The following is a 21,273-nucleotide window of genomic DNA, read 5'->3' on the forward strand; positions in this document are numbered from 1 at the left end:
TCGAAATCAGTTCTGGGATTCAGCGACGGGCAGGGAAACGGCCACTAGCAGGGCAATTCCGATTTCCGTGGCAGCGATCAGCAGTTCGGTAACGATTCCCATGCTCAATTGCGGTTCTCGTCGATGGGTGGCATGTCACTGGGACGCATCAGGGCAAACACCACAGCAGCCGTCAACACGATGCCAATGCCCACCATGGCGATGATTGCGGTTGTGTAATCACCCATCAGGTGCGTCCAGCTCTCATCACGTTACACGAATGTAACGCTCTGTAAAGCGTTTCTCAGCTGGTTGGAGCCGTTGCCGTTCTCTGATTCAACAGCTCCTCTCCGCGGCGATGGATCTCCTGGGCATAGTCGGTCCAGGTTCCTTGACCCCAGTAGCGAAAACAACTGGTTTCCAGCAGCAGCACATGCAGCAACGCTTCCTGATAAGCCCGGGTCCCGGTGGTGGTGGGGTCTGCGGCGACTGAGGGGTCGAACAGCGCATGAAACTGAGCGCTGAGTTGATTCATCGGGCCCAGCACGTTGGCGTAACCCTCAACCCAGCTCAGGTCGTTGGTCCAGGACGCACCCTCCATGCTGAAGCTGGTGTCGTCAGCCCTCAGTTTGCTGATGGTCTCTTCCATCGCTTCGGCTGAGGCGTTGTTGTCAAGCTCTTGCCAAAGGCGGTGTTGTTGCACGGCCTGGATGGTGGGGAAGTGGTGGCGATTCACGCCCTTGCGCTCCAGGGCCTCAAGGTATTCACTGCCGTTGATGGCCACGGTGCCGTTGGGGTTGTCACGGATGTGGCGATTGGCCTGCCGGAACGCCTCTGGGAATTCATTCATCATCACCCCACCGTTTTCTCCGTCGGCGATCTGGCTCACCAGGGATGGCAGTGCAACGTCACCAAGACGTTGCTGTTCGCAACCCAATGCCTCGTAATAAGGCTGCATCTGGCCCACAAGTTTGGTGTCAGACCCCTGGGTTTTAATCAATGCCGTCATGCTGATCTCCTCGCCTCGACTGTTTCTGGCGAGAAGTTGATTGGGAATGAAGCATTGGCTGCGCGGCAGTGGACTGCCGTCCATGCGTTCAACGCTGTGCTCTTGCACCAGAAGCCACTGATATCCAGCTTCTTTGAGGGCTTTGATGAATTCGAACAGGGTGTCGGGATGGTTGGGCAAAGCCATCTCCGGCGGTGAGAACCCCTTGACTCGCTCCAGGGCAGCGCTGCCAAAACAGGCCGCGAACTGCTGTTGCCAGGCGTTGATTTGCAGTTTCAGGTCTGGGATGGGTGTGGATGGAGCCACGGCATGGCTCCAGAAGGTTCCAAGCCACTCCACATGTCCCTGCATCAAAGGGTCACAGGCGAGGTAGTGGAGTGCATCGCCAATGTCGCCGCGCCCCATCTGCTCGATTCCCCAGAGCAGATTGCCCGAGTAGTCGAGCATGATTCTTGGGTTACAGCCTTCGTTGATCAGTTCAGGCAGCAGGTCGGCAAGACGCCGATAGCAGTGGGCGAATGGCTCTGCGTTGTGGTTGTCACCCTCGTTGGGGTGATCGAGCATGTATTGAAGATGGGAGATCAAGCTGTTGTTCGCCCCCGCCGGCACCGTTGGTTGGTGCATGTGAAGAGCACAGGCAAATCCGGAACGCAGTTGTTCCAGATCGATCGCGCTGTTGGCCCACACGTGACGCGGGGGCAGCATCACAGCGGCGATGTCCGCTTCGCGTCCGCTGATCGGGGGACAGCCTGTCATTGCACTCCGCTTGTTATGACCAGCCGGCACGCGGTGTTTGGCGCAGCAAGCCTTCCCAATGATCACGCCAGGTGTGCTGATCGCCAATGCCAGCCAACAGTTCAACCTCAGCAGGGGCTTGATCCAGCCGATTCCTCCAGTGGGTGATGTCTTCGGCTTGATCGAGCCAGGTGCTCATTACGTCGTGACGAATCGCCTCCCCATCCCAGTGGTGCTGGTCGGCCATGTTTTGCGACCAGTGCATCAATTCATCCAGGCTCAGTGGCCTGAATCCCATGATTGTGAGACCTGTGATCTGCTCGAGTTCAAAGCGACGCAGAACGTCTCCAAGGCCAAAGAAGTGAAGAAGGATCATTGAGCTGATCACTTTTGTGTGAAATTTATGAGCCTTTCTTTCTTCGAATTGTTCAGGTTGATGCTCTTTGTTTGTGGAAATATTTCACTTGGATCAACATCCAGGGCTTGGCACTCCTGGCCCGAGAGTGCCAAGCTTCTCCCAGCATTCTTGGGCCGATGCCTCTGATCAATGTGCGCACGTCGCTTCCAGCGTTGAAAGACGGATCGGCGTTGCTGCAGGAGCTTTCGTCTGAGTTGGCCAACCAGACGGGCAAGCCGGAGGCCTACGTGATGACGCTCCTGGAGACGGGCGTGCCGATGACCTTCGCCGGGAGCCACGAGCCCTGTGCCTACGTGGAGGTGAAGTCGATCGGTGCCCTGCGTCCGCCCGCGATGACGGCCGCATTCTGTGAACTGATCCAGGCACGCACGGGAATCCCTGCCAACCGGGTGTACATCGGTTTTGAGGATGTGCAGGCCAGCTGTTGGGGTTGGAACGGCAACACCTTTGGGTAACAACAGCTGCTAACAGCAGGTAACAAGCCAATTCGCGTTGTCAATAGTGCTGCTTAGCGTTTGCTCAGCACGAATGATTGCTGTGAGTGAATCCTTCGGTGGTCTGCCCAACAAAGAGTTGAGTTCTGGTGTGTCGCAGTGGTGGCGCGAACGGGTTCAACACCTGATTGATTGCGGCCGGGCTGAGGATGCCCGCTGCCTTTACCTGGAGTTCGGGGAGGACAGTGCAGGAACGCTGGGTTTCTGAAAAACTGCATAAAAAAGGAGGGTTCCCTAGGCCCTCCCGGAGTCGACGCATTACCCCTCACCGGGGTGCACCAAGTGTTACGTGCTGAACACTCAAGCGCTGTAAGTGTTGATACTTATTCTTGGCCGCAACGATCAACTTAAGGATTGTTCCTGACGCCGCAGAATTTCATAGGCCAGCCAGAGACCTTCAACGTCAGAGCACACCGCTTGTCGATTGCAGACGCGATAGCGGCCCTGGCCGATGGCATCAATGGTTGTGCCCTTGGATGTGGCGCAGATGCGACTGATGCTCTCCATGGGATTTGCTCAGTGGATCAAGGATCTACAGCCGTGAGGGGGCGCCATGCACATCTGATTTGCAGTTCTAAATCTCTTTTGCAAGAGAAAAGATCCATGGCTAACAGCTCAGCGCCATAAAAAAACCGGGCCTGGCCCGGTTTTTGTTCAGCTTTTGCTGGCGTTTTGAACGCTCAGGCTTTGGAAGGCTTGGTGGTGAGTGCAGCAGACATGGCGGAGGCCAGGAGCACGCATCCGGCGACGGCGAGGAAACCCATGGATCGGGGGGAGGGAACGACCTGAGCATCATTCCCACAGCTGGCGTCAGCTTTTGTTGCTGTTGGCACGGAATTCGGAAGAACCTTGCTTTCTGCCTCCCTCGGCCGTTTTCACAGGTATCTCCTGACGGTCGAGACACGATGAGCACAGCAATTTCCCCTTGTTGCGCCAGTACGCCGCCATCGAGCGCTCGATGCGCATGGAGCACCCTTCACAGCGAAATAACGGCATCGACGGCTCCGCGACGCAGCCCTTCTAACGCAACGGCGCGGTTGAACCGGTGTTCTCTGTGACGATGGGTGCGCTTCGCTTGCCCCAGCCTTGTGATGCAGGCCCTGCGTTTGTTGCTGCTCACCCTGATGGCGTCCGTTGCCTCTGCCTCCACGTCGTTTCAGCCCTTGGATCGGGTGGAGGGTTGGTTGATCGAGCGACGTTTGGATGCAAACCAGGATCCGATCTGCCGTGCGTCTGTGCCAGGACCTGGCACCTGGTTCTCGGCACGGGTTCATCTGGATGCGAACGACGAGATGGTGGTGCCTGCCGGACTGCATCGGCCGGACGAAACGAGGCTGGCGGCTGTGCGTGATGCGCTCCGGCGTTGTCGCGCCAGTGTTCTTTATCTGTAGCGGATAAAGCTTTGTGGCCGGGGCCGTTGCTGATCTGAAATCGAGCTATGAAATCGGTGTCGGCAGTTGCAAAATCGTCGACTCCTCACACCACCTGAGCCTCCGCCAAGCGCGGGGGCTTTTTTTTGATTGATCCCGAACAGCACCTTTCGATTTTGTGCTCAGCAAATGTTTTGCGGTTGTGATGTTTTTAACCGCTAGATCTCTGATGTATTGCATCGAGAGGCTTGATACAGGAGGGCAGTGGATCCAGGAGATCTGCTTCAAAACGGAGTTCAAAGCCTTTGTGAATGCCCGCACCAAATCGCGCGCCACGTTGAAGACCTATCGCGTGGTGCATGCCACCTGGAATCAGGTGGTCACCGTTGTGCAGGGATCAGCTGAACCCCATTGATCTGCCTTGCTTCGGCGTTCCCCGAGCCGGTGCGATCCCGAAGACTTCAAGGCTCTTTCTTGGATGTGAAATGTCCTGAGCCATAACCGGTGGCCCAGGGGCCTGTGGGCATGATCCTCACGCGGTATCTCAGCAGTGAAGGTTGGGTGGAGGAGTGTTCCCATGCCAACGCTTTTGATGCCTATATCGACGCAAGGCGACGCTGCGTGCTCCGAGGCTGCCCTTATCTGCTGGTGGATGCAGAGACCGGCAGCACGGTCTCCGTGCTCACGGTGAAACAGTGTTTGCATCAGTACGGCGTCGAGGGGGATTTCCCGGCGTGATCGCGTCAGGGGATCGACGCAAGAGCCGGCAGGATGGCGGTTGCTGAAACCTCCCGATGGCGACGTTTCTGGTCACCGGCGCAAACCGTGGGATCGGCTTGGAATACTGCAGGCAGCTCAAGGCCCGTGGCGATGACGTGGTGGCCGTTTGCCGTCAAACCAGTGATGAACTGGAGTGCCTAGGGGTGCGGGTGGAAGCCGGCCTTGAGTTGAGCGACAGCCAAGCCATTGATGACCTGATGCGGCGACTGGATGGTTTGCCCCTCGATGGCGTCATCCTCAATGCCGGGATTTTGCAGTCGATGGGCCTGATGGATTTGGATCCCTCCGGGATTCGCCGCCAGTTTGAGGTGAACGCCCTTGCTCCTTTGCTGCTGGCCAGGGCGTTGGTGGATCAGATGCCCAACGGAGCGAAGTTGGTGCTGATGACCAGCCGCATGGGGTCCATCGACGACAACAGTTCGGGAGGCTCCTATGGCTATCGGATGTCGAAGGTGGCGCTCAACATGGCCGGAAAGTCGTTGGCGATTGATCTGGAACCGCGGGGCATCGCCGTGGCGATCTTGCATCCCGGATTGGTGCGCACTCGCATGATTCGCTTCAATCCCAGCGGGATCCCCCCCGAGCAGTCGGTGAAGGGGCTGTTGGCCCGGATCGATGGCTTGACCATGGCCACCAGCGGCAGCTTCTGGCATGCCAATGGTGAGTTGTTGCCATGGTGAGGCGGGAGACACGCTTTGGGCTTTGATCCGCGTCAGTGGTCAGGCGGACGCCCTGAACAACGGGTCACCAGCAATGTTGAGGCGTTGCTGGCGGAGAACGACGCTTTGCGTCGCGAGGTGTTGCGGCTCAACCGTGAGTTGGAGCGACTGCAACGTCAGCAACGCCAACGCATTCGTACGGAGCCCAGATCCCATCGCCCCTGGACTGAGCCATCGGCACAAGCTCCACCGCGCATCAGCAGCCAACAGGTGCTGGCCTGGGGGCAGGCCCTGGCTCAGCAGCCGGGATGGACGGCACTGCGTCAGCGCGGATTGGAGCTGTTGATCGAGCAGCTCAACCGCAGTGGTTTTCCTGCCCACTTAACCCTTGAACAGCGGTTGGATCGGTTGGTTCGGGGGCTGGGAACAGATCTCATGGCGGCGGTGGGAGCCAAGCCGAACAAGCAAACAACGGCCGTTCTGGCGGCGTTTGCCTTGTTTGGGGTTCGCGCCAGTGAATGGCTGGATGAGGATCCACAGCGTGTGGTGGAGCAGTTGCGTCAGCGGCAGGACCAATCAGGTTCAAGGCGGCAGGGTCGCCGCACCCGAACGGACCAACGTCAAACGGATCGTCAGGACGATGGCCACGCCCGTGATCCACGCCGTGCCGCTTTAAGGGTGTTGGGCTTGGAGGCCAACGCGTCCCTCGCTGAGATCAAGCAGGCGCATCGAAAACTGGTGAAGCAGCACCATCCCGATCTCGGTGGTTCTGCTGAGGCGTTCCGACGCGTCAATGAGGCGTATCAGTCGTTGGTTCAGTGACGCTCTTGTCCGATGATCTGGGGTAGCAACAGGTGGTGTTGATGCCGGTGGAAGTTGGTGTGGTGCTGATTGGTGCTGGCTTTGCCGTGGGTGTGTCCCTCGCCGTCGCCGTTTGGTTTGAACGTTGGAAGGCAAAACAACCCGATCCTGAACGCAAATGAGCCATAAAAAAGCCCCGCCGAGGCGGGGCATGTAAGAGGTCGTCGTGCTGTTTTCAGCGGGCGACTTTCTGACCGCGGTAAACAAGAACTGGGCGCTGAGCGTTGGACGCAGCAGCGTTGTTCTGGTTGTACTTCTGGCCGCGATAGGTCAGGGTCATGATGGGTTCCTCGAAGCAAGCTCAGGTCCCCGTTCCATGGCCTGAGTCGAACTGCGCCTCGCCGAAGACGAAGTGAACGTGATTGCGTAGCAGTTGCTACAAATCTTTTATAAGGGTGATGTCAATCCACGTGTCGTTCGTGCTGTTACAGAACAGGAGATCTGTTCAGCTCCGATGGGTTGATTCAGGCCTTTAAGTGCTTCAAGCGCGTTTGGGTGGTGTGTGCACCGGGCGTGGCTTGAGTTGAGGTGCTTTCTGGGTCATCACGGCTGAAGGTGAATTGAATCAATTCTGTCGCTGCTTGAATGGTCGGAATGATGGATCGGCTACCGATCACGAGGTTCAGGCTCTGATCGCTCTGGCTTGGACTCAAAGCTTCTATTAATTCGTTGTTCTGCTGAACAGTTCGGCTGCGATTGAGTGATCCTTGATGCTTACTCAGTGTGAAGCTCATGGCGCCGAAGAACGCCATCCGTACGGTGTGGGCAGGTCAGTTTTCGCGGTCATGAACAGCGCTCAGAGCAAGGATGATTGGGTGAAGGCGCAGCAGCACAAGTTCCATAAACCGATTGATGTCGACACCTTGATGTGGGTGCGCAATCGCCTGATGCGTTTGGAAGTGGAGGCCCGTTGGGCCGACCGCATCTGTGTGTTTGAAGAGTTCTTCCCCAACGACGCGATCATTCCGCGCATCTGAACCTCAGCCATGTTTTTGACTGTCTTTGGCCAGAAGGGTGGTGTGGCAAAAACCTGCACCAGCATTCATTTGGCTTGTGTCTGGGCCCAGCAGGACCTGTCGGTGTGTGTTGTTGATGCGGATCGCAACCGCTCGGCAACCGCCTACGCAGCCCGGGGGATGCTTCCGTTTGAAGTGGTGCCTGTGGAGGCTGCAGCAAAGGCCACCCGCCATGCCCAAGTGATCATCACCGACGGGCAGGCCAGCAGTCACGAGGATGAACTCAAGAATCTTTCGGCCGGAGCAGATCTTGTTTTGCTGCCCACTACGCCGCAGGCGAGATCGGTTGAGCTCACTGTTGAACTCTCCTCAATCCTCAGGCAGATGGACACCATGCATGCCGCATTGTTGGTGAAGGTGGACAGCCGAAAACAACGGCTTGCGCAGGAAGCACGCCAAATTTTGGAGGGTTTTGATGTGGATGTGATGCAGGCGGAAATCCCCTTGTTGGCGGCGTTTGAAAAAGCAGAAGTGGAGGGTGTTTGTGTGTCGAATGCCGTCGATGACCGTGGCCGTGCCGATCTGAGGCGCATGGGGGGATGGGCGGCCTATTGCCAGGCCGCTGTTCAGATCCGTGATCGCTTGTCGGCAGCAACGCCTGACGCCATTAGTGCTTGATCAAGAAACAGCTCACTTTTGGCGTCGGTCGCCAATCAGACAGATCTTTTGAGCTTCAGCCGCAATCCTTACCTCAGCTGATTGAAGGTTGATGGGTCGCAGTTCTTGGTTGAAGAATCCCACCCGTTGCTCAGCAGCATCCACCTGGCAGCCCCAGGCGCAATCCGCTTCCTCTGGACAGGCGACGGTTAATGCATCCGCTGCGGCGGTTCTGCTCAAGACGCCGAGCATCTCCACCAAAGCCGCATGATCGAAGCCGTGGTGATGCTTGCCATTGGTTTGTCGATGGCAGGCGTGGTTCTTGGCAATCTGAACAACGACGAGTCCGTTTAAGTTCAAAAGCCATTGCTGCTTTTGATGAATCCCTTGTTGGCCTTCATGCTCGGGCAGCTTGAGATCAGCAATCTCACTGCGGCCTTCCTCGCTTTGGTGGCGGTGGTCTTTGTGGGCAGCTTTGCTGTGGTGTCGTTGCAGACCGGTGAGCTGATCAAACCCCCCAAAAACGACTGAGTCTGAAAGGTTGATGCCTGATCAAGCCAAGGTTGCCAGCGTGGATGGTTCCCATGTGATGGTGATCGGCGCTGGCTGGGCCGGCTGGGGTGCTGCCAAAGCTCTCTGTGAAGCCGGCGTTCGCGTCACCCTGGTCGATGGGATGTCGGATCCCACGGGGAGGACGCCGATGCGCACCGCCAGCGGTAAACCCTTCGAAGCGGGCACCCGGGGCTTTTGGAGGGATTACCCCAACATCAATGCGCTGACCGATGAGCTTGGGCTCACCGACGTGTTCACTGCATTCACCACAAGCGCCTTCTGGTCTCCCGCCGGTCTGGAGGCCACGGCCCCGGTGTTCGGTGACGGGTTGCAGTTGCCTAGCCCCCTGGGGCAGGCCATGGCAACGATCAAGAACTTCAAGCGCCTGCCTGTTGCCGATCGCCTGAGCATTGCCGGCCTTTTGGTGGCGATGCTTGATCTGAACCGCAACGAGGAGACCTTCCGGCGCTACGACGCCATCGATGCGTTGACCCTGTTCCGCCAACTGGGAATCACGGAGCGGATGATCGACGAATTCTTGCGTCCGATTCTTTTGGTGGGTCTGTTCAAGCCACCGGAGGAATTGTCGGCAGCCGTCACCATGGAGCTGCTCTACTACTACGCCCTGGCGCATCAAGATTCCTTTGATGTGCGCTGGATTCGTTCCGGCAGCATCGCCGAGCAGCTGATCGCTCCCCTGGCGGAACGCCTGCTGGACTCCGGTCTGCTCACTGTTCTGGGAGGAACGTTGGCCACGCGCCTGAATCTTGATCAGCCAGGCGAAGCGATTCGGTCGGTGGAGGTCTGCGGCAAAGCAACAGGCCGCTCCAGCGTTGTTGATGACGTTGATGCGGTTGTGCTGGCGGTTGGTGCCAAGGGCATGCATGACCTGATGGCGGAGTCGCCGCGTTGCAGTGATGTGCTGCCGGAGCTGGTGGCGGCTGGCGGCTTGGGCGCGATTGATGTGGTGTCTGTGCGGTTGTGGCTGGATCGCACCATTGCGGTCGCCGATCCCGCCAATGTCTTCTCGCGCTTCGACGCTTTACAGGGTGCGGGCGCCACATTTTTTATGCTCGACCAGCTGCAGGACGCGGATCTTGATGCGCTCTGGGGCGGCAGCGAGCCCCAGGGTTCCGTGGTGGCCAGCGACTTCTACAACGCCACGGCAATCGCAGCCTTGAGTGATCAGGAGATCGTCGACACCCTGCTGAAGGAGCTGTTGCCCCAGGCGGTGCCGGCCTTCCGGCTTGCCCAGGTGCTGGAGTTTGAGGTGCGGCGTTACCCGGGCTCGGTGTCGTTGTTCTCCCCCGGCAGTTTCAGCCAGAGGCCCCCGCTGCAGACGGCACTTCCTTCTGTGGTCTGCGCTGGCGACTGGGTGCGGATGGGCGAACGCGAGCACGGTGCCAAGGGCCTGTGCCAGGAACGGGCCTACGTCTGCGGTCTTGAGGCGGCCAACGCCTTGATGCGCAGTGGGGTGGTGAGAGGGGCGAATGCTGCGACCCGCCCAGAACATCCGGTGCGGCCGATCCGTCCGGAAGAACCCCAGGTGCTTTTGGGCCGGGCCCTCAACAAGTTCGTGATGGATCCCCTGGAGGCGTTCGGGATCCGTTGGCCTTGGCTGGCCTGAGCTCAGAAATTCAGTTGACCTGAAAGCCAGAGTTCCTGCCAAGACCCTGCGGCTGAGGCATTCAGCGCCATCAGGATGGTCACGCTGATGCCACCCAGGGTGAGCCCCACCCCCATCATGATCAGGGCGGTCAGTCCTTCCGCTTCGGTGAGCGGTTGCTTTTCGAGAAAGCGACGCTTGGCCATGGCTGCTGATCCGATGCACCCGTTCTGCATCGGCCCAAGGGCACTTGGCAACAGGCCGTATCACTCATTCACGCAGAGCTGCGGGGGATGACTCAGCGTTGCTTAGGTTGCTGGCCTGCGCTTGACGCCGCCCCGATGGGTTTCATCATGCAGCCATGACTGGTTTGATCTGTGGCATGACCGCCCTGTGGCTCCACGCCTGGTGGTGTTGCAGAACAACCAATTCGCCTGCGGTCAAACGCAGCTGGCCTTACCCGCGCTCGTGGAAAAACAGCGCCGATCTGTATGAAAGGCCCTGTCGCCGTCACCGTCATCTCAGGGCGCGCACGCAACTCAGCGCACGCAGCCGCCGCAGCATCGCCGGTAGAACACCTGTCTTGGTAGCGCAAGTTACTGAAAACGCTTAAGTTGGCGCGTCTGGATTTTTCTTTTGAACGGCAGCCAATCGGTCGAGGCCAGGAGTGAGAAGCGCCGTCAACAGCTGATGGGAGTCTCGTTTGTGGCTGCAGCGGTTGGGGTTCTGGCGTTGTTGACGATCCGTCTTGGCACCTGTTGCTCCTGGTTCGGTTCGCACTGACCTTTCGGGGTGAGCGGCTGGTGGTCAGTGGTGTTACGTGCCTCAGCAAGGCTGCGCCAGCCACCAGATGTGGTGTCATCAGCCCTTGATTGTGTGTGCAGGGCCGGTATGTTTCATTTGTTCCCCATCACCTGGCTTCAGCCCATGCGGCTGAGGCTTTTTTATTGCCTTCTTGCAGGTCGTTGTATCCAGGCAGACCAACTTCTGATTGTCTTAAGTGACATCACTTGGTGGCAACGGCCACATCGATATCACGTTCCTTAAGTTGAAAATCCACGTGTTCCCTTGATGTCTCCTGCTGAATTGTCGAGCATCAAATGGGAGAAAGATGGGGAAATGTCTGCGCAAGACACCTGGACTCTGGTGAAAAAGCTCACCAAGGTGGAAGAGCAAGACAAGGCATCCAACCTGTTGCATTTGTCGTCGAAACACAGCCACTCCAAGCGCTCCAGTCGCCGCTGAATTCGACACCTTCCTTTGGAACGCGGTCGGGTCGTTGATGGAAACGTGGGTGAGGTTGTTCGTTCTGACTCCCCCCTTTGGGGGAGGGCGCAGCTCTGAATACTCCCTCATCTGAGGGATGGACCGTTGGTGCTGGTGGGTTGTCTCGAGGTGTCTTCAGCCGGTCTAGGATTTTTTGCTCTCTCGATAAGGACCCACAGCGGCCTTGACCAACAAACTCATCGTCGGCAGTGAGGAGTGGTGCTCCCTGCCAGGGCTTGGATTGCCGGCGATTAAGGCACGCGTCGATTCCGGCGCGGCGACGTCGTCGTTGCATGCCTTCAACATCGTCCCCTTCCAGAGGGATGGTGAGCTGTGGATCAGTTTTGAGGTGCATCCGCTCCAGAACGACCGCAGTGTGGTGGTGCGCCATGAGGCGCCGGTGCTGGAGCAACGCAGCGTGCGCAACACCAGCGGCATCTCTGAAAACCGCTACGTGATTCGGGAAGAGTTGGTGCTCGGCGAGCAGCGTTGGCCGATTGAACTCACCCTCACCAACCGGGATGCGATGGGCTACCGGATGCTGCTGGGGCGTGAGGCGATGGTGGGTCGCGTGCTTGTGGATCCTGAGGGGAGCCATCAACTGGGTGATGTTGAACCGGCCCAGCTCGAAGCGATGTATGCGGCCTTGCGCACCGAACGCACGGGGCTTCGTATTGCTCTGTTGGCTTCGGATCCAGCGCTCTACAGCAACCGCCGATTGCTGGAGGCGGGTGAGGAGCGCGGACACCGTATGGAATTCCTCAACGTCAAGCAGTGCTACATGCGGCTCGATCCGCAAAACCCCGAGATGCATTACCGGGGCGGCAATGTGCTCGAGCGAATCGATGCAGTGATTCCTCGCATCCGTCCAAGCGTCACCTTCTACGGATGCGCGATCACCCGTCAGTTTGAGGCGATGGGCATTCGTGTTCTCAATGCCGCTGAGCCGATCAAACGATCCCGCGACAAGCTTCTGGCGTCACAGCTGTTTGTGCGCCATGGGCTGAGCATGCCGGTCACCGGTTTTGCCAGTTCTCCGCTCGACACCAAGGATCTGATCAAGATGGTGGGCGGCGCACCGTTGATCCTCAAGCTTCTTGAGGGGGCTCAGGGACGTGGCGTGGTTTTGGCCGAAACCCAGAAGGCAGCAGAAAGTGTGATCAATGCCATGAAGAGCCTGAACGCCAACCTGCTGGTTCAGGAATTCATCAAGGAAGCCGGCGGGAAGGACCTGCGTTGTTTCGTGATTGGCAACAAGGTGGTGTCGGCCATTGAGCGGACAGCAGCCATGGGTGACTTCCGCTCCAACATTCATCAGGGCGGTTCCGCCCAGGCGGTGCGCATCCGGCCTGAGGAGCGCAAGTTGGCTGTGGCGGCGACACGGGCGCTCGGCCTGGATGTGGCTGGCGTGGACATCATCCGCTCGGAGCGGGGGCCCTTGCTGTTGGAGGTGAATTCCAGCCCTGGGCTCGAGGGAATTGAAACGGCGACGGGTAAGGATCTTGCCGGCCAAATGATTCAGGAAGTGGAGCGAAAACTGGGTTGGGTTCGTTCCTGTTCGACCCCCGCTCTGGTCGCTGCTTGATCGGGTTTTTGGGCAGAAGCTTTGGTTTTCTGCCCTATCCAAAGTTCACTTTTTCCTTTTGGTTGTTTCGATGCTGGCTCTGCTGGTGTTGGTGATTTGGCTGGCTTCAATCTCCTGGCGATTGTCGAGGCGACGTTGAGATCAATGGTTGGGGAGGCTTATTCGTGTCTTTGAACAGTGTTATTTAGGTGCTGCTTGAGCTGGTGCTTTTCTGCGCTGGAGTGGGTGGTTTGAGCCTGGCCTGATCCATTCCTCTGCAGAATCACTGCATTGATGGGGAGTTTGGTGGGAGTCACGGGAAGACCTTTCTTGATGCTCTCAGCCGGCGTAAGCCAAGGTTTGCCGCCATCCCAGAGGGTCACGGAAAGACGGGAACCTCAGCGTTGAACCACAGGCAAAAAGAACCCCCCCCCCGCCAAGAGCAGGGGGAGAAGAGCGCAAATGGCTTTTGCGTTCAGCTGTCGTTTTTGTAGAGCTTGCAAGCCTCGCTATCAGCCAAGGCCGGATCGGTAGAGCACAGATGCCTCATTAAGCCGTCTTGGTCGTGGGGAGACAGGGTTCCGTCTGCGCCCCACTTCATGCAGGTATTCAGGGTGCAATCGACAGGCTTTTTGAAAGCTTCGTACATGTGACCCTCCTTGTTTGGGTCAACTGAACTTGGGATCCTTTTTCTGTCGCGAGATCAAAAACACACAAATCTTGTCAGGATCTCAACACAAGTCTTGGGCCAGGTCTGGCCGTCCGAACACAGCTTGCGCATCGCATTGGTCCAAGTACGAGGCACGCCGTTCCAACAATCGGTCGCTCTGCCTCAGAAGGCAATGAGCACGACAGCTGATTGCCGAGTGCTCCACGGCTGCCGAGAGTGTGTGCATCGAGATCGGAGGAGCCCATGACGGCCGACACTCCACCTGAGCAAATCGCAGAAGCAGCCTGACTTTTCTGGCCCCTGCTCCAACTTTTCAACCCAACCGTGAGCGCCTCGTCTGTGACGACACTGATGTGCGTCTGATCAGTCGATACTCCTCTGCACCGTGCGTAGGTGCCCCGCAGGAGTCCCGCTACACACCTGGTCCAAATGGCCCCAGGGTTGCCATAAGCCAGACGCTTCGACCTTCCTCTTTCAGTCCCATTGCCAAGGAGATCCCCAAAGGCAACACGTACTGACTAGGTCGACTGCAATGCATAAACGAGCGAGTTAGGCCGTCTCTTCCATCTGGGAGGGGCGGCCTCCTCTTTTGTTGAAGTGCAGGTGAGCAGTTCCCTAGGACGCTTTGCTGTTTTTGCAGGGGCGTTCACCTCGCTTCAACTTGAGCCACATCGCTTTTTCAAGTGCCGTCAGCTTTGGAGACGTTTCATGCAATGCAGCTTCGGCGCGTCGCCTGGCGGCAATGATGAAGCGGTCTGTCTTATCGACTCCGTCGAATCCCATGTCCCTAAAGAGGACGACACTCGCAAGGTAGGCATTCGAATCGTGCGTGCATCGAATGCCAGTGAGCCCTCACTTCAAGCGATGGCCAGAGCTGACTGGGGCTTCAATCGCTCGACCCAAACTTGGCCGTAGCGAATGATTTCTTTCACGCCGATGCCTGTTCAGTCGTGTCATCGAGGACATCTTGCTGTAGCTGCTGAACTGCGCAGAGGGCTTCATGCGCTGGCCATCCATGGACGTCCATCAACTCCTTAACCAGAGCATCAGGGGCCTGAGTGATCGAGGAGCGAATGGCATTGATGACTTTGTTGTCCCTCGCGAGTGCAGACAGCCGTAGAGCCCTAAGTCGCTGTGTGTTCGGCTGTTTCATAACCGCACTCTGGACTACCGCTGGTGTTGCTCCAATTGCCAACTACTCGTAAGCACTTGGTTGCTCCGTTCACTGCCCTACCGAAGTGGACCGGCGCACCTCCTCCAGCCCATTGACTTGAGTGCATTCCATTTCTCCAGCGCCTCTTGTCTTGTCATCAGTTGACTCCCCTGAGGAATCGGGTCGTCAGGTGGTCTCCAATGGAAGCTGCGCATGACGATCGACTCCCCTTGAGAGCCATCCTTGGAAGCGGTGAATTGGTAGTAAAGCTGCTGTGGCTCATTGACAAGCCACGCGCCAACTGACTTGTAGGAGAGTTCTTCAGTGATGAGCTCGCCCCATGGGAGAGGAGCCTGATCGATCGATCAGACGGCTTTTTTCGTAGGTGAGCTGGCGGAGCCTTTCGATGTGCTGCTCATGCTCTCCGCTGCTCCAGTGCTGTGGGTAGGCAACCCGGGCTTGAAGCTCCGAGATTTGGTTGTTGAGTTCTCTCGCTGGGTCCTCGGTCCGAAGGTCTTCCCTACTGTGGACGATCGCAACCCCCTACTGGCATAGGGGGGGAGTGAATCTCCCTAATAATTCCCGGTGGATCTTCCCGGGCCATCCTTCATTTGACGCGGCTACTCCTTCTGACTCACGGCAGCTGCAGTTGCGGCCGTGAGTTTCTAGTAGCCAAAGGTCAGTTCTGCTTGACCTCTTCGGCGTATTCCCGCTCGAGGTGATCAAAGCGGGCCAAGCACTCTTCTGCGTCAGCCCAGCGCCCAAAGCGGCTGAACCAACGGCTGCGTAGCCCTTCCCACCTCATGCCCCAATGCAATGACTCTGCGTAGGTCCGGCCTGCTTTACCGCTGTATGTGAGCCGACTTCGCGTTGATCGTTCAGCCATTGGAGCCTCCTCCATGAAGGAGACCCGTGGTGTGGGTATCCATGCTTACCTTCTAGTGGGGTTGGCCTGTCAGCTGCGGGTAACCAGCCTCGATCCGCAGGTGCGTTGTCTACTTCTGGGCGTAGTCGATCAAAAGTTGCTTTTGGAAGTTGAGCTGACGCAGCTTTTCGATGTTCTGCTCATTCTCTTCTTTGCTCCAATGACGTGGATTGGCGATTCGGGCCTCAAGCTCCGATATTGCGTCGTTGAGATTTGTCGTTGAGTCCTCGGTCCAAGGTTCACCTCCACAGTGGACCATCGGGTGATAACCATGGCTGAGGTGAGTAAATATCCTTTATTGCTACTGATGCCATCTCGTTCGGCTGTTATCAGTATGTGGGTGTCGTGCTCGTGCAGACCTCCTCTAGGTCGGTGGTCAAACTGAGGCGACGGGATGAGGGAACAGTTGGGTTTGCGCAACCTGCCCTCATCGCACCACGGTTAAGCAGCCAAAGTTGCGATGCTGCTTAGCATGCAACACGAAGGGCAGAGCATGACGAACAGCACTCCGAACCTCATCGCTTGGCTGGCTGAATACAGAAAGTATTTAATCCTCGTCGCCGATGGTGCCAACGATGAGGCTGCACTTCTAAGGCAAGAAATTGAGGAGGGTCTCAATTGGGTTGAGCTGAGTTGGGCTGACCTTGAATTTGCAAATGATTCTGATCAGTAGACCAACGTCGACGAAACAAGGTGTCACGTTGTCGTTATTCAGAGTGATATCAATGCTGGCGATATTCGCAGCTGAATGCGCAGGTTGATCAAAGCCCTGGTCTCCAACCGACGAACCCATTCTCGAGAAATACTCATTGATCTGCCGATCTCGGCAAGGGTGTGTCCCTCAAAGAAGCGCATACGAATAATTTGGGCATCTTGCTTATTAAGTCGACCAAGTGCGGCTTGGACTGCTTCCTCCATGTCAGTCACCTCCGGCTCGTCGCCAGGGGCTGCGATCCGATCCAGAAGGCTTCTACCTCCTTCTGTTGTTGCTGCATCGAGTGAGCAGCAGCGGGTGCGCTGGTCGTCGGCAAGGGTCTTCGTTATTTCCTCCACTGTTATGGCCAAATGATCAGAGATCTGTTGCAGCGTCGGCTGGTCTCCATGCTGCAAGGTCAGCCGCGAACTCACTTGTTTGATTTTTGAGAGCAGCTCCCTCCGGTTTGAGGGAATTCGGATCGTTCTGCTCTGCTGGCTGATCGCTCGGTTGAGCCCCTGACGGATCCACCAGTAGGCGTAGGTCGAAAACTTATACCCCCTTGTTGCATCAAATTTTTCAGCGGCTCGGCTCAGACCAAGTGAACCCTCCTGGACCATGTCCTGTAACTCAAGGCCATTCCCCATCTTTTTCTTACAAACGGAGACAACCAAGCGGAGATTGCCTGCCATCAAACGTTCCTTAGCCCGCCTCCCGCGCCGCCGAACTTGTGCGGGAGCGGCTTCAGGTCCGCCAACGTATTGGAGCCATGCCTGGATTTGACGGGAGCAGTAGATCTCCTCTTGATCCGTTAGTAGGGGGACCCGTCCGATCTCCTGCAAGTAGTCGCCGAAAGAGTCCATAAGGCGACCTTTGTTTCAACGATCGTTGCAGGTTTTTCTGCGAGGTGGTGAAACCCCCCAGATTTCTCCGCACATTTGCTTGCATCAACATCTCTGCCACCTGTGCCGTAGTCACGGCGACGTATGCTGCGAAATATCCGATCGAGCAAACTTGGTTAGCTAAAGCTTGACCTTTTTTTGCCTTTGAAGGCCCGCTTGTTACGCCATACGGCGAGATAGCCGCCGAGCCCCTAAGCCAACCAGTAATAGAAAAGGACTCACCTTTTGTTGTTCTTGCTCAGATCTGCATCCTGACTAGCGTTACAAGCTTCGGATTGAGCCAATGCCGGATCAGTCGCGCAAAGGCGTTTCATCAGTTCATCTTGATCGTGCTCGGACAATGAGCCGTCAGGAGACCATTTCAAGCAAGTTCTCCCAGTACACGTTTGGGGAATGAAGGAAGTGGCCACAAAGCCCTCCTGCTTTGATTCTGTCAATCTCCCATCCGGCACAGGCACCTCAATATCCCTGCTTGGGGACAAAAGAAAAACCCTGGAGAGTGACAGCTCCAGGGTGGTTCTCGAGGCAAAGACGAAAACCCTGTCGTCTCAGGTCCAGGGCTCTCGCTCGATGACCGAAGGAGGTGCTGACGCCCCTTCGATCTGTTTATTTGACTCCTGTTTGGCTTTTTCCAATACCCCCGCATAGGGGTATTGGGCACCTGAAATACCTGAGAGGCTCAACTCATGCGGAAGGGCCGAGAGACCACAACGCGAGAACTGATTAGGAGGTCTCTGTAATGGCCAGAAGTGATGTGCATCCCCTATTGATGTGGTGGGATGAGGAACGTCGCAAAGTCGAGAACAAAGCTCTGGAAAGGCTCGACGCTCAGATGACTGGCCTTGAGTCACCTCAACACAAGCGTTTCCTTCGTGCTGAGGCAGAAGAGGAAGTACAGGGCAAAGTCGTATGAATCAGATGAGGCCGACCAAGCTCACCAGCACTTGATGCCTGGCAGGATCGCTAGAGCAATCCCAAGGGTGTGATGTCTCGCCTGTGGCACTGGATCAGGTGAAGTACGGGAAGCCGATCGCCGGCTGGGAACTTGACGTTCGTAGACCGTTTGAAGATTTTCCCGGTTATGACAATCCATCTTTCAGGCGGCGCGCCAATCGGTTCGGTCATCTTTGAAGGGATGCACGCTCCTTTTCGTGCTCTCGCCTGTCCATTGCACGCAATATCAACGGGCTCAGAGGAATCTCCTTTGGATTCAGCTCAAAGCCGCCGCGCACGTCGCGCTTGAAGTTTCACTAGCGGAGCAATCTCAGGCAGCCTCTGTAGATCCAGCTCCATCGTCGGGGAAGGCCCAAGGCTCTTCCGCTTCTTTTGCTCTGCGCTTCTGCCAAGCCTCAAAGCTGTCCTCCTCTTGCTGCTCAAGGAGCGGTTGATCGGCTGGATGGATGCCCATGTCGGCACCCTATGGGATTTCTTCGGTCTTAGAAAAAGTCTCAACTCGCCTCAGGAGCCCAGCTCATCTCCTTCTGCAACTTGAAAGGCCTAGAAGCCGAAGAAATTAAGGACTGCTTCTAAGGCTCCAAGCCCTAATAGGAAGGTGCCCGCGAGCAAAGCAAAGTCTCTTTTGGAGTTAGCCACAGTTGCAACGGTTGCTCCAACGAATGCCAATAGCAGAAACCTAAAGAAAATCGGAAGACTCAGCATTGAGTTCCATGTAGTTCCCGAATGAGTTATGTAAACCACTGCGACGCAGTGGTTTATCCGCTCGATACCAACTTTGAGTACCTTAATTTCTCTCAAAGGAGGTAATGCTTATGACGAGGGCTGCCCCCGTGCGGTGACTTCCTTGAGTTTTCCGCTCTGCTCAGTCAACAAAAAAGGAGTAGACCCCCTAAGTCCGCCACTTCGTATTTGTTCGACGCAGAGAAGGGCACCACTGCCCTCTCCTCAACACTGACTGGGTAGGTGCCGATATGTAAGCCCCTGAACACCAATTAGGCATTAAGACTCTTGAGGGGAAAAGCCAATTATTTGATGATTTCGATGGCGCAAGCACCACTGCCAGCGCTTCGGGAGATGTAGTTCGCGGGTCCCCCTAGCCCGCGTCTCCCTCAACTATCCAGCCTCAGGGGCCTAGTCGACTTGCTTCTGCCAGGTGGTTCTCCAGAGCTTGCAGCTCTTCTTTAGGTGTTCATTCTGCTGCGGCTGCCTCTGTCAGAAGGATCGGGCAATGAGACGCTCACTGCCGCAATGATGATCGCCGTTGCATTGGGCTTGAACCGCGCATAGCTCTTTAGGTGAACCTCGATGGTGCGCCTCATTGCTTCGGAGATGTTGGCGATTGGCGCGTTCGAGGTATGCATCCCCTTGGCGTAGCGATACCGGAATGAATACGAGGTGAGATGGCGGCAACCGGCGTGGCGGCTTGTGCTGTTCTGCACCGGAGTGGGTGGTTTGACCTTGGCCTGATCCATTCCTCTGCAGAATCACTGCATCGATGGGGAGTGTGGTGGCTGGAGCTGGTGTGAATCCTGCTGATCAGCGCTGGGGTTTCTGGCCGCTGCTGCCGCTCTACCCCTACGGCCGCCGCCGCACGCTGTTCAGTGAGCTGATCCCTGGTCAGCTCTGGAGCCTGGAGCAGCTGCAGGGTGTCTATTACGTGGCCGTGCCGGTGCGGCTCACCGTGGCCAAGGTGCCCGGTGGCTTGATGTTGGTGAACCCTCTGCCGCCCACCGGTGAGGTTCGCCAAGCCATTTCCGAGCTGGAACAACAGCACGGTCCGGTGCGCTCGATCGTGCTGCCCACCGCCTCTGGTTTGGAGCACAAGCTTCCCCTCGGTCCCCTGGCACGCGCCTTCCCGGATGCGGACATCTGGGTGTGTCCGGGCCAGTGGAGTTTCCCGGTGCAGTTGCCACTGGCCTGGCTGGGTGTCCCGGCACGCCGCACCAAGGTGTTGTTCGACGATGGCGTCCCCCATAGCGATGTTTGTGCGTGGTTCTCCCTTGGACCGCTGGACCTTGGCGTGGGTCGTTTCCAGGAAGTCTCCTGTTTTCATCGCCCGTCGGGGGCTCTGTTGGTGACCGACGCCCTTGTGGGCATCAGTGCTGAACCCCCGGCCCTGTTCGATCTCGACCCAACGCCACTGTTGTTCCATGCCCGTGAACGGGGTGATGAACCCCTCATTGATTCAGCGGAAGCCCGCCGCCGTGGCTGGGCCCGGTTGGTGCTGTTTGCCTCCTATCTCCGGCCGGAACCGTTGGAGGTGCCAGAGCTGCCGGAGTTGCTGCGGGATGCGTTCAAGCCCGGGCTCCGCTCCCTTAAGGCCCACTTCGGCCTCTACCCCTTCCGTTGGAAGGCCGGTTGGCAGGCGGCTGCCGATGGCTTGATGGGCGAAGAAGCGCCCAGGCTGCAGGTGGCCCCAGTGCTCGAGCGGTTGGTGTTGCCAAGAGCCCAGGACGCCCTGTTGCGTTGGTTGGACGAGCTAAGCGGTCTGGCTGAGCTGCGCTGGTTGGTGCCGGCCCACTACAGCGCGCCAGTTACATTTACGTCCGAAACAGTGCAACAACTGCTCGCATCATTGCGACAGCGGGATTGGGCGCCAAGTTCAGAGAATTGGGAATTTTTGAGTTCCATTGATCAGCGTTTGCTGGATCTCGGCGTCGTGCCTGATCAGCCCGTGATCAAAGCTTGAGTTCGTCTTCCGGCTCGATCGCCATCTGTTCGTCGGCGAACAGGGTTTCCTCGAGCTCCTTGCGCTGTTCCATCTGGCGCAGGAAATACCCGGTCATCATTGCTGAGGCCAACATGTTGGCGAGGTTGTCGCGATTCGCCGTCACCTTGACTTCAAAGTGCTCGCCAGGAAGCATTCCCAGTAGCCCCTGAACGTTGTGGCGAATGATGTCTTGAACATCGTTGCTTGCTGCCTTGGCGACCCGCTGCAGGGTGTCTGACGACTGCTCTTGCAGGTAGTGGATCAGGCTGTTCCCCGCGTGACCATCACTGTTGTCAGTTGTCAGGAACTCGGGGTTAAACATTCGACTGTGATCTACATCACGAACCTGACACTAA

General features: G+C 57.2%; 29 protein-coding genes and 1 pseudogene. 17 read left to right on the forward strand and 13 right to left on the reverse strand.

The features are described from left to right. Window positions 1-104: 104 nt before the first annotated feature. From SynM161_RS12020 to SynM161_RS04950, 3 genes are read right to left on the reverse strand one after another with little or no spacing between them, the layout of a single operon-like run. Window positions 105-227, reverse strand: a complete 123-nt coding sequence (locus SynM161_RS12020; RefSeq protein ID WP_255441949.1) for a hypothetical protein — start codon at window positions 225-227, stop codon at window positions 105-107. Between the two features lie 56 nt (window positions 228-283). Then, window positions 284-1,744, reverse strand: a complete 1,461-nt coding sequence (locus SynM161_RS04945) for a glycosyl hydrolase family 57 (protein ID WP_186542165.1) — start codon at window positions 1,742-1,744, stop codon at window positions 284-286. 13 nt (window positions 1,745-1,757) lie between these two features. Further along, complete coding sequence (locus SynM161_RS04950; protein ID WP_186542166.1) at window positions 1,758-2,099, reverse strand: hypothetical protein; 342 nt, start codon at window positions 2,097-2,099, stop codon at window positions 1,758-1,760. Window positions 2,100-2,257: 158 nt separating this feature from the next. On the opposite strand from SynM161_RS04950, the gene SynM161_RS04955 reads away from it, so the two are divergent. Next, window positions 2,258-2,596 carry a phenylpyruvate tautomerase MIF-related protein gene (locus tag SynM161_RS04955; protein ID WP_038555629.1) on the forward strand — a complete coding sequence of 113 codons (339 nt, stop codon included), beginning with the start codon at window positions 2,258-2,260 and terminating at the stop codon, window positions 2,594-2,596. 82 nt (window positions 2,597-2,678) lie between these two features. Then, window positions 2,679-2,843 (forward strand): hypothetical protein, encoded by a 165-nt coding sequence (locus SynM161_RS04960; RefSeq protein WP_170950588.1) that lies wholly within the window; start codon window positions 2,679-2,681, stop codon window positions 2,841-2,843. 134 nt (window positions 2,844-2,977) lie between these two features. On the opposite strand, the gene SynM161_RS04965 is transcribed toward SynM161_RS04960, so the two are convergent. Beyond that, window positions 2,978-3,142: a hypothetical protein gene (locus SynM161_RS04965; protein WP_186542167.1), complete on the reverse strand. Its 165-nt coding sequence runs from the start codon at window positions 3,140-3,142 to the stop codon at window positions 2,978-2,980. A 303-nt stretch (window positions 3,143-3,445) separates the two neighbouring features. Continuing rightward, window positions 3,446-3,601, reverse strand: coding sequence for a hypothetical protein (locus SynM161_RS04970; protein WP_255441950.1), 156 nt, complete (start codon window positions 3,599-3,601; stop codon window positions 3,446-3,448). Between the two features lie 125 nt (window positions 3,602-3,726). On the opposite strand from SynM161_RS04970, the gene SynM161_RS04975 reads away from it, so the two are divergent. From SynM161_RS04975 to SynM161_RS04995, 5 genes are all read left to right on the forward strand, one after another. Then, window positions 3,727-4,026, forward strand: a complete 300-nt coding sequence (locus tag SynM161_RS04975) for a hypothetical protein (protein ID WP_186542169.1) — start codon at window positions 3,727-3,729, stop codon at window positions 4,024-4,026. Between the two features lie 208 nt (window positions 4,027-4,234). Next, a complete protein-coding gene (locus tag SynM161_RS04980; RefSeq protein WP_114988977.1) occupies window positions 4,235-4,420 on the forward strand; it encodes a hypothetical protein in 186 nt (61 codons plus the stop codon). Between the two features lie 110 nt (window positions 4,421-4,530). Next, complete coding sequence (locus tag SynM161_RS04985) at window positions 4,531-4,743, forward strand: hypothetical protein (RefSeq protein ID WP_114989190.1); 213 nt, start codon at window positions 4,531-4,533, stop codon at window positions 4,741-4,743. Window positions 4,744-4,799: 56 nt separating this feature from the next. Next, window positions 4,800-5,465, forward strand: a complete 666-nt coding sequence (locus SynM161_RS04990; protein ID WP_186542170.1) for an SDR family oxidoreductase — start codon at window positions 4,800-4,802, stop codon at window positions 5,463-5,465. A 15-nt stretch (window positions 5,466-5,480) separates the two neighbouring features. Next, entirely contained in the window at window positions 5,481-6,266 is a 786-nt protein-coding gene (locus SynM161_RS04995) for a J domain-containing protein (RefSeq protein WP_186542171.1), read from the forward strand. Between the two features lie 214 nt (window positions 6,267-6,480). Here the strand turns inward: SynM161_RS04995 and SynM161_RS05000 are convergent, their stop codons facing one another. Then, window positions 6,481-6,585 (reverse strand): DUF4278 domain-containing protein, encoded by a 105-nt coding sequence (locus tag SynM161_RS05000; RefSeq protein ID WP_115160639.1) that lies wholly within the window; start codon window positions 6,583-6,585, stop codon window positions 6,481-6,483. A 184-nt stretch (window positions 6,586-6,769) separates the two neighbouring features. Next, window positions 6,770-7,057 (reverse strand): hypothetical protein, encoded by a 288-nt coding sequence (locus tag SynM161_RS05005; protein ID WP_186542698.1) that lies wholly within the window; start codon window positions 7,055-7,057, stop codon window positions 6,770-6,772. A 33-nt stretch (window positions 7,058-7,090) separates the two neighbouring features. Between SynM161_RS05005 and SynM161_RS05010 the strand changes: the two genes are divergently transcribed. The 5 genes from SynM161_RS05010 to SynM161_RS05030 all read left to right on the forward strand — a co-directional run bounded on the left by SynM161_RS05010 (window position 7,091) and on the right by SynM161_RS05030 (window position 10,097). Then, complete coding sequence (locus SynM161_RS05010) at window positions 7,091-7,282, forward strand: hypothetical protein (RefSeq protein ID WP_226400170.1); 192 nt, start codon at window positions 7,091-7,093, stop codon at window positions 7,280-7,282. 9 nt (window positions 7,283-7,291) lie between these two features. Then, on the forward strand, window positions 7,292-7,939 hold the full coding sequence (locus SynM161_RS05015; RefSeq protein WP_186542173.1) for a ParA family protein: 648 nt from the start codon (window positions 7,292-7,294) through the stop codon (window positions 7,937-7,939). A 91-nt stretch (window positions 7,940-8,030) separates the two neighbouring features. Then, window positions 8,031-8,189 carry a hypothetical protein gene (locus SynM161_RS05020; RefSeq protein ID WP_186542174.1) on the forward strand — a complete coding sequence of 53 codons (159 nt, stop codon included), beginning with the start codon at window positions 8,031-8,033 and terminating at the stop codon, window positions 8,187-8,189. Between the two features lie 107 nt (window positions 8,190-8,296). Continuing rightward, window positions 8,297-8,449: a hypothetical protein gene (locus SynM161_RS05025; protein ID WP_186542175.1), complete on the forward strand. Its 153-nt coding sequence runs from the start codon at window positions 8,297-8,299 to the stop codon at window positions 8,447-8,449. Between the two features lie 13 nt (window positions 8,450-8,462). Next, a complete protein-coding gene (locus tag SynM161_RS05030; protein ID WP_186542176.1) occupies window positions 8,463-10,097 on the forward strand; it encodes an FAD-dependent oxidoreductase in 1,635 nt (544 codons plus the stop codon). Between the two features lie 2 nt (window positions 10,098-10,099). Here SynM161_RS05030 and SynM161_RS05035 read toward each other — a convergent pair whose 3' ends face one another. Further along, on the reverse strand, window positions 10,100-10,333 hold the full coding sequence (locus SynM161_RS05035) for a hypothetical protein (RefSeq protein ID WP_255441952.1): 234 nt from the start codon (window positions 10,331-10,333) through the stop codon (window positions 10,100-10,102). Window positions 10,334-11,195: 862 nt separating this feature from the next. Here SynM161_RS05035 and SynM161_RS12025 point away from each other — a divergent pair. The 3 genes and pseudogenes from SynM161_RS12025 to rimK all read left to right on the forward strand — a co-directional run bounded on the left by SynM161_RS12025 (window position 11,196) and on the right by rimK (window position 12,927). Then, entirely contained in the window at window positions 11,196-11,321 is a 126-nt protein-coding gene (locus SynM161_RS12025) for a hypothetical protein (protein WP_255441953.1), read from the forward strand. 205 nt (window positions 11,322-11,526) lie between these two features. Continuing rightward, window positions 11,527-11,919: pseudogene (locus SynM161_RS12210) on the forward strand (ATP-dependent zinc protease); the annotation flags it as partial. Window positions 11,920-11,976: 57 nt separating this feature from the next. Then, complete coding sequence (gene rimK / locus SynM161_RS05040) at window positions 11,977-12,927, forward strand: 30S ribosomal protein S6--L-glutamate ligase (protein WP_370593137.1); 951 nt, start codon at window positions 11,977-11,979, stop codon at window positions 12,925-12,927. A 1,879-nt stretch (window positions 12,928-14,806) separates the two neighbouring features. On the opposite strand, the gene SynM161_RS05045 is transcribed toward rimK, so the two are convergent. Beyond that, window positions 14,807-15,091 (reverse strand): DUF1651 domain-containing protein, encoded by a 285-nt coding sequence (locus SynM161_RS05045; protein ID WP_186542530.1) that lies wholly within the window; start codon window positions 15,089-15,091, stop codon window positions 14,807-14,809. 317 nt (window positions 15,092-15,408) lie between these two features. After that, a complete protein-coding gene (locus SynM161_RS12030; RefSeq protein ID WP_255441954.1) occupies window positions 15,409-15,534 on the reverse strand; it encodes a hypothetical protein in 126 nt (41 codons plus the stop codon). Window positions 15,535-15,628: 94 nt separating this feature from the next. Between SynM161_RS12030 and SynM161_RS05050 the strand changes: the two genes are divergently transcribed. After that, window positions 15,629-15,877 (forward strand): hypothetical protein, encoded by a 249-nt coding sequence (locus tag SynM161_RS05050; RefSeq protein ID WP_186515154.1) that lies wholly within the window; start codon window positions 15,629-15,631, stop codon window positions 15,875-15,877. Between the two features lie 488 nt (window positions 15,878-16,365). Here the strand turns inward: SynM161_RS05050 and SynM161_RS05055 are convergent, their stop codons facing one another. After that, a complete protein-coding gene (locus SynM161_RS05055) occupies window positions 16,366-17,211 on the reverse strand; it encodes a sigma-70 family RNA polymerase sigma factor (RefSeq protein WP_255441955.1) in 846 nt (281 codons plus the stop codon). 2,177 nt (window positions 17,212-19,388) lie between these two features. After that, window positions 19,389-19,679 carry a hypothetical protein gene (locus SynM161_RS05060; protein ID WP_186542179.1) on the reverse strand — a complete coding sequence of 97 codons (291 nt, stop codon included), beginning with the start codon at window positions 19,677-19,679 and terminating at the stop codon, window positions 19,389-19,391. Window positions 19,680-19,702: 23 nt separating this feature from the next. Between SynM161_RS05060 and SynM161_RS05065 the strand changes: the two genes are divergently transcribed. Then, window positions 19,703-20,896, forward strand: a complete 1,194-nt coding sequence (locus SynM161_RS05065; RefSeq protein WP_186542180.1) for a DUF4336 domain-containing protein — start codon at window positions 19,703-19,705, stop codon at window positions 20,894-20,896. Here SynM161_RS05065 and SynM161_RS05070 read toward each other — a convergent pair. Next, the gene (locus SynM161_RS05070) at window positions 20,886-21,239 is read right to left on the reverse strand and encodes a DUF760 domain-containing protein (protein WP_186542181.1); all 354 of its coding nucleotides are present in this window, start codon (window positions 21,237-21,239) and stop codon (window positions 20,886-20,888) included. The genes SynM161_RS05065 and SynM161_RS05070 overlap by 11 nt on opposite strands. Window positions 21,240-21,273: the final 34 nt, after the last annotated feature.

Source organism: Synechococcus sp. M16.1 (assembly GCF_014279895.1).
Lineage (GTDB): Bacteria > Cyanobacteriota > Cyanobacteriia > PCC-6307 > Cyanobiaceae > Parasynechococcus.